This is a genomic window from Rhodococcus sp. UFZ-B548 (assembly GCF_903819475.1).
Classification (GTDB): Bacteria; Actinomycetota; Actinomycetes; order Mycobacteriales; family Mycobacteriaceae; genus Rhodococcus_F; species Rhodococcus_F erythropolis.
Window position 1 is genome coordinate 24,969 of sequence record NZ_CAIJDS010000068.1, and the last position, 6,049, is coordinate 31,017.

At 59.0% G+C, this 6,049-nt stretch carries 5 protein-coding genes and 1 pseudogene; 4 read left to right on the forward strand and 2 right to left on the reverse strand.

Annotation, left to right across the window (positions count from 1 at the left end; translation table 11 throughout):
- Positions 1 to 31: 31 nt before the first annotated feature.
- On the reverse strand, positions 32 to 1,285 hold the full coding sequence (locus H7C86_RS33495) for a UDP-N-acetylmuramate dehydrogenase (protein WP_182263166.1): 1,254 nt from the start codon (positions 1,283 to 1,285) through the stop codon (positions 32 to 34).
- On the opposite strand from H7C86_RS33495, the gene H7C86_RS33500 reads away from it, so the two are divergent.
- Positions 1,284 to 2,837 carry a Rieske 2Fe-2S domain-containing protein gene (locus H7C86_RS33500; RefSeq protein ID WP_182263167.1) on the forward strand — a complete coding sequence of 518 codons (1,554 nt, stop codon included), beginning with the start codon at positions 1,284 to 1,286 and terminating at the stop codon, positions 2,835 to 2,837. The two genes, H7C86_RS33495 and H7C86_RS33500, sit on opposite strands and share 2 nt — an antisense overlap.
- 144 nt (positions 2,838 to 2,981) lie before the next feature.
- On the opposite strand, the gene H7C86_RS38105 is transcribed toward H7C86_RS33500, so the two are convergent.
- Positions 2,982 to 3,119, reverse strand: a complete 138-nt coding sequence (locus H7C86_RS38105) for a hypothetical protein (protein ID WP_182263173.1) — start codon at positions 3,117 to 3,119, stop codon at positions 2,982 to 2,984.
- Here H7C86_RS38105 and H7C86_RS38110 point away from each other — a divergent pair.
- The 3 genes and pseudogenes from H7C86_RS38110 to H7C86_RS33515 form a co-directional block, all read left to right on the forward strand.
- Positions 3,097 to 4,107: pseudogene (locus tag H7C86_RS38110) on the forward strand (DUF6444 domain-containing protein); the annotation flags it as partial. The gene H7C86_RS38105 and the pseudogene H7C86_RS38110 overlap by 23 nt on opposite strands.
- A 55-nt stretch (positions 4,108 to 4,162) precedes the next feature.
- On the forward strand, positions 4,163 to 4,510 hold the full coding sequence (locus tag H7C86_RS37660) for a hypothetical protein (RefSeq protein ID WP_259349380.1): 348 nt from the start codon (positions 4,163 to 4,165) through the stop codon (positions 4,508 to 4,510).
- Positions 4,507 to 5,751 (forward strand): MFS transporter, encoded by a 1,245-nt coding sequence (locus H7C86_RS33515; protein WP_397517291.1) that lies wholly within the window; start codon positions 4,507 to 4,509, stop codon positions 5,749 to 5,751. Before H7C86_RS37660 ends, H7C86_RS33515 begins: the two co-directional genes overlap by 4 nt.
- Positions 5,752 to 6,049 lie beyond the last annotated feature (298 nt).

The following is a 6,049-nucleotide window of genomic DNA, read 5'->3' on the forward strand; positions in this document are numbered from 1 at the left end:
TCGGGTAAAGACGACGACAAGATTTCCGAGCCTAGCCGAACTGGCAATTAACGAGCCGACACTCGGGTCCGAGCCGAACTCCGAATTCAGTTTCCACACCGTCGCGAATGTGAGCAGCAAACTTCATGACATCGGCAGTGGTTGCTCCACCCCTGTTAGTCACCGCCAGCGTGTGCTTGGTAGACAGCGCCACTTTGCCGTTGCCCCAATCCTGACCGTACCCACGCGAGAACCCAGAGTGCTCGATCAGCCACGCGGCCGGCAGTTTGATACCGGCCGGATCCGGATACTGTGGTGCCTGATGCGCCTTTTCTGGTACCACTGCGAGCACCGGATTGATGAAAAACGAACCCACACTCCAGGTGTCGTGATTCTCCTCGTCGAGAAGCATTCCACGCTCCCTCCGCAATGAAAGTACCGCGCCTCGGACTTCGTCGGTTGACGCCACGTCGCCGATCTCGACTCCCAATCGTTCTGCCAGCCCTGAATACCGGATCGGCCGAGACCGGGTATCGGCCGTCAGCCGGAACGAGACGTCGAGGATCACATAGCGATCCGTGTGCTTGAACGCGGACTGTCGATGACTACCAAATCCGCACCGATCTCGGCTCCAACGTTCAACGACTCCGCTCTCACGATCGAAGACCGTCACATCATGCAAGACATCGGAGGTCAATGTTCCGTACGCGCCGACATTTTGTACCGGGGTTCCACCTGCTGAACCGGGAATTCCCGACAGTGCTTCCAGTCCCCCGAGGCCGGCTTCGAGTGACGCGGCGACAACGGTGTCCCAATCGACGCCGGCTTGCACCCTGACGAACTCACCATCGATGCTCAGTCCTGAGGTGGCGACTCCGACTACCAGTCCATCGAAACCTTGGTCACCCACGATCAGATTTGAGCCGCCACCGACGACAAGGACGGGTTTCCCCTGGGCATCCGCGTCCCGAATCAATGCGATCAGTTGTTCCGAAGAATGGGCTACCTCGTATTCGCCAGCAGGGCCACCCAGCCTCATGGTCGTGATCTCAGAGAATGTCGTGTGCACGGTGATGAACGCTACCTGGGTCGACTGATGCCGCTTCGCTCGAGGATGCGGACAAGGTGCTCCACAAACGGATCGAGAAGCAGGTCGGATAGGCGGCAACAGGCAAGCAGGTCCTCGATCACAAACTGCATTCGACGTGCACAAGATCACGACTGAGTACCTCCTCAATCGCCATTTAGCCCTGATCACGCCGACTAAGCTGAGTTTGACCAGCACTACAATTTCGGAGGTTGCCATGCAGATCACCAGCGTCGGCCACGCAGGATTTCACATCCAGACCGCGGCCGGATCAATCCTGTGTGATCCCTGGGTCAACCCCACGTACTTCGCCTCGTGGGTTCCGTTTCCCGACAACACGGAACTGGACTGGGATGCGCTGGGTAACTGCGACTACCTCTACGTTTCGCACCTGCACAAGGACCACTTCGATCCGAAGAACCTAAGCGAGCACGTCACCAAGGACGCCACCGTCCTGCTTCCCGATTACCCGGTGCCGGACCTCAAGCGCGAACTAGAGAAGCTCGGCTTCCACAAGTTCTTCGAAACCGAAGACTCGGTCAAGCACACGATCAGCGGCCCCAAGGGCGACCTCGACATCATGATCATCGCCCTACGTGCGCCAGCCGACGGTCCGCTGGGTGACTCCGGCCTGATCGTCTCGGACGGCGAGACGACCTGTTTCAACATGAACGATGCTCGACCCGTTGATCTGGACCCGATGCGTGAGGCGTTCGGCACCATCGACGTCCACATGCTGCAGTACTCAGGCGCCATCTGGTACCCGATGGTCTACGACATCCCTGCAGGCACCAAACGCAACTTCGGGAAACAGAAACGTCAGCGCGGCATGGACCGCTGCCGCAACTACATCGAGCAGGTCGGCGCAAGTTGGATTATCCCGTCAGCGGGTCCCCCAGTCTTTCTCGACGACGACCTTCGTCACCTCAACGACGACAGTGGCGACGAAGGCAACATCTTCCCCGACCAGATCACTTTCCTCGAACAGATGCGCATCCACGGCAACGACGGTGGATTGTTGATGATTCCCGGTTCGACCGTCGAACTTCACGGAAGCGAAAAGGTCGCCTTGACGCATCCGATACCGGATGAAGACGTCGACAAGATCTTCTCCAACAAGGCGGAGTACATCGAAAAGATGGCTCAGAAACTTGCTCCGGTCATCACCGCGCAAAAGGCCACGTGGGCGTCAGCTGAAGGTGAACCACTCTTCGAGAGCCTCAAGGCCAAGTTCGAGCCGATCATGGCGCAGTCAGACCTTATCTGCGACGGCATCGGCTACCCAGTCGGACTGGTGATGGGCGAAGAGACCGTTGTCCTCGACTTCCCGAAACGCATCGTTCGTGAACCCATCGCCGGTGAAGGTAAGTACCGCTACGGTTTCCGCATCGCGCCGGAACTGGTCCGCACTGTCCTGCGTGACGACGAGCCTGACTGGGTAAACACCATCTTCCTGTCCACCCGTTTCACGGCGTGGCGCGTCGGCGGATACAACGAGTTCCTCTACACGTTCTTCAAATGCCTCACGGACGAGCGCATCGCGTACGCGGACGGTTGGTTCGCTGAGGCTCACGACGACACTGCCTCCATCGAAGTCGGCGGCTACGAGATTCAGCGTCGGTGCCCCCATTTGAAGGCCGATCTGTCGAAGTTCGGTGTCATCGACGGCACCAACCTCACCTGCGATCTGCATGGTTGGCAGTGGGATCTCGAAACCGGCCGTTGCAAAACGTCCAAGGGGCACGAACTCCGGACCCGAAAACTGAGCTGAGTCCAACCTCTTTCCCGGCCCTCCCACCAAAAACCAAAACACCGTACTCCCACAAAACGGGGGTGCGGTGTCTTTCGTATAACCGAAACCCGGCGGACAAAGCGCACGCTTGGGACCACACTTATTCTGTCTCCGACAAGGGGCCTACGGCCGGAGTCTTGCTATGACATCGGATTCACGAATGAGGAGATAATATGTACCGTCGACGGTCACGTCGATTGCAAGACCTTCCTTATATACGATTTCGTCATTAACCCTGATGACCTTGACATCTGGTCCGATTGTAACTGGTCAGGTGCTTTGGCGGCGTGTCGACGATAAACTCGTATCAGACTGCGTAACAATAGATTCTGTGCCGTGTCCAACCTATGAGCAACTCGCCGATCTGATAGTTGCACAGGCCGCAGAACTCGCAAGACTGACCGCACACCTCACGAAGTTGGACGCACATATCGCACGCCAGGACGCCCGAAACGCCGAGTTGGAACGACAACTCGCGGCGAACTCACGGAACTCCTCGAAACCACCATCGAGCGATGGACTCGGCAAACCCGCCCCGAAATCATTGCGGACCAAAACCGGGCGCAAACCCGGCGGGCAGCACGGCCACAAAGGTGACACCCTGCGGCAAATCACCGACCCCGACGAAGTTATCCGCCACGAACCGCTGTCCTGCACTGGATGCGGCGAAGGACTCACCAGGGCTACGGAAGTCGGTGTGGTGCGCCGCCAGATCTTCGATCTTCCCCCGGAAACGATCCACGTCACCGAACACCAACTGATCAGCCGCCGTTGCCACTGCGGAACTAGTACCAGGGCCGATGCGCCGGCAGGGGTGAACGCGCCTGTTCAATACGGGCCGCGGGTCAGTGCCGTGATGGTGTACCTGTACATGGGCCAGTACCTCTCCAAGGCGCACACCGCTCACGCCCTGAGTGAACTGTTCGGGAAACCTGTTTCGGCCGGCACCGTCAGTGCTGCAACGGCCCGAGCAGCAGATGACCTCGGCGAATTCCGCACCGAGGTCACGGCGCGGATCATCGCCTCAGATGTGGTGCATTTCGACGAGACCGGTTTCCGGGCGGTTGGGGCCTTGCACTGGCTGTATTCTGCGTCCACATCATTGCTGACGCTGGTCACCTGCCATCGGCGGCGTGGCCGCGAAGCGATGAACGCTGCCGGGATCCTGCCCGCATTCACCGGTATCGCCGTGCACGATGCGTGGTCCCCGTACGACACGTACCCGCAGTTGACGCATGCCTTGTGTAATGCGCACCTGCTGCGGGATTTGATTGCAGTCGTCGATCACCACCAAGCGTATGCAGATGATCCCCGATCATGGTGCTGGGAAACTGAAAGTCATCGACTCTTTGATGGCGATCAAAGACCACACCGATACTCGTGCGAGGCCTGCCGATCCGGTGTTGTTGGCCGGGCATCGGCGTTTGATTGTCGACGCCGCCCACATCAGAGCGACTCAGTCCCTGCCCGGGAAGGCCGGGCAGAAACATCGGGCGTTGGCCCGACGGATCGGGGTGCGGATCGAGGACTATCTGAGGTTCGCGGGCGATCCGCACGGCTGGGACTGGGACCTGGCTAGCGGCCGGTGCCTAACGTCGAAAAACCATCCAGTCCACGCTCAACCGCTATCGGAAGTGCCGCAACCAGAGTGATCAACAGCAGCCGGCAAGGACTCGCCGCCTTCGTCGTACACACACCCCAGACTCGACTTCCGCTGTTCTACAGTTTCCTTGCGCGCCTTCCGGGCGCAGCCATCGGGATCCTTCTCCCCCTGCTTGGTCTGTCAAGTGGGATGTCGGCCACGGTGAGTGGATTAGCTTTCGCCATTTGCCGTCTCGTTCAGGCCTTTTCAGGACCATTCTGGGGCAAGGTCGTCGACCACTTTGGGTTGACTTTCGTGGTCCCGGTGGTCGGGACACTTTTCGGCGTGACGGTCACAATTCTCTCGATCATCACGGTGACGCCAATCTCGTTGCTTGGCTTAGCGGGTCTCATCGGTCTGCTGACACTACCTATGAACGCGCTGATGAGGGCCCTATGGAACAGGGCTCTCGACTCGAGCGCTCAAAAGGACGTCGCCAACGCCGTCGAATCTTTGATGTCTGAACTCATCTTGCTTCTGGGCCGAGTAGCGGTAGCGGTAGTCGCCGTTGTCGTCTCACTCAATACCATCGTCGCCGTTCAAGGAGTCCTCGCCATAGCCGGCTCGCTTGGATTGGCCACGACAGCACTAGTTCGCCACGACCACGCGTCCAAACGCGAGAAACGCACTACGCGCTCACTCGACGCGGTCTTCGAGAACGCGAATATCCTATTCTGCTTCCTCTTGCTCTCTGCCTCCCTCGGCGCCTACAGCATGGCGCTGTTGATCACAATCGACAGCGTCTTCGACAATTACAAACCGACCATGTCCGCACTGACCATCTCCATTTGGGGATTCGGCAGCGTGGTCGGCTTAACAGTCGGACGCCTCAACCGAATTGCCGTCAACGAGAAGGAGAAAGGCTGCCTGATCCTCTTACTCGCAATGGGCTGCCTTCAACTGCTCACCTCAACAGGAATGCTGTGGGAGCCCTTGCTCCTGGTGGCCGCGTTCCTTGCCGGCCTCCCGATATCATCAGTGCTGACCGGCCTTTACGCACTTCTTGGTAACGCCGTGGCGAGCGAACACCACACTGAACTCTTCGCGTGGGCAACCACCATGATCTTCGCCGGCGACGCACTCGGTGCTCTGTTCGTCGGAGTATTCACCGATTTGGTGTCGACACCCGCCGCAGCGCTGGCAGTGTCCTGCGGCGCCGCGTGCCTTGCAGCAGTGACTGTAGGCCTGCGACCTCAGGTTTCGCGAATCACACTCACGCCGCCGTCCGACGCACCGACACCCCCCACTTAAGACCCGAATTCCGGGCGCCCCTGTGTCGAACTGAGGAAAAGCAGGTTCGACCGATAAGCCGCGCTCCGGGCCGCGCCCCAATACCATCGACCGCGGAGCGTGGAGTCGTTGCTTCGCTTGCCGCCGCCAAAGAAGTACCGGTGACCCACCTGTCGTTAAGGATGCTGGGCCGACACGCGGATTCTCTTTGGTGTTGTCAAGTTGTTTGGGATGCAGAAGTTTTCGGGCACAGCAGGCCATCATCCGGAGCGGTGTTCAGACAGCGAGGGCCTTTTCGGTGACCTGATCCCATACCTGA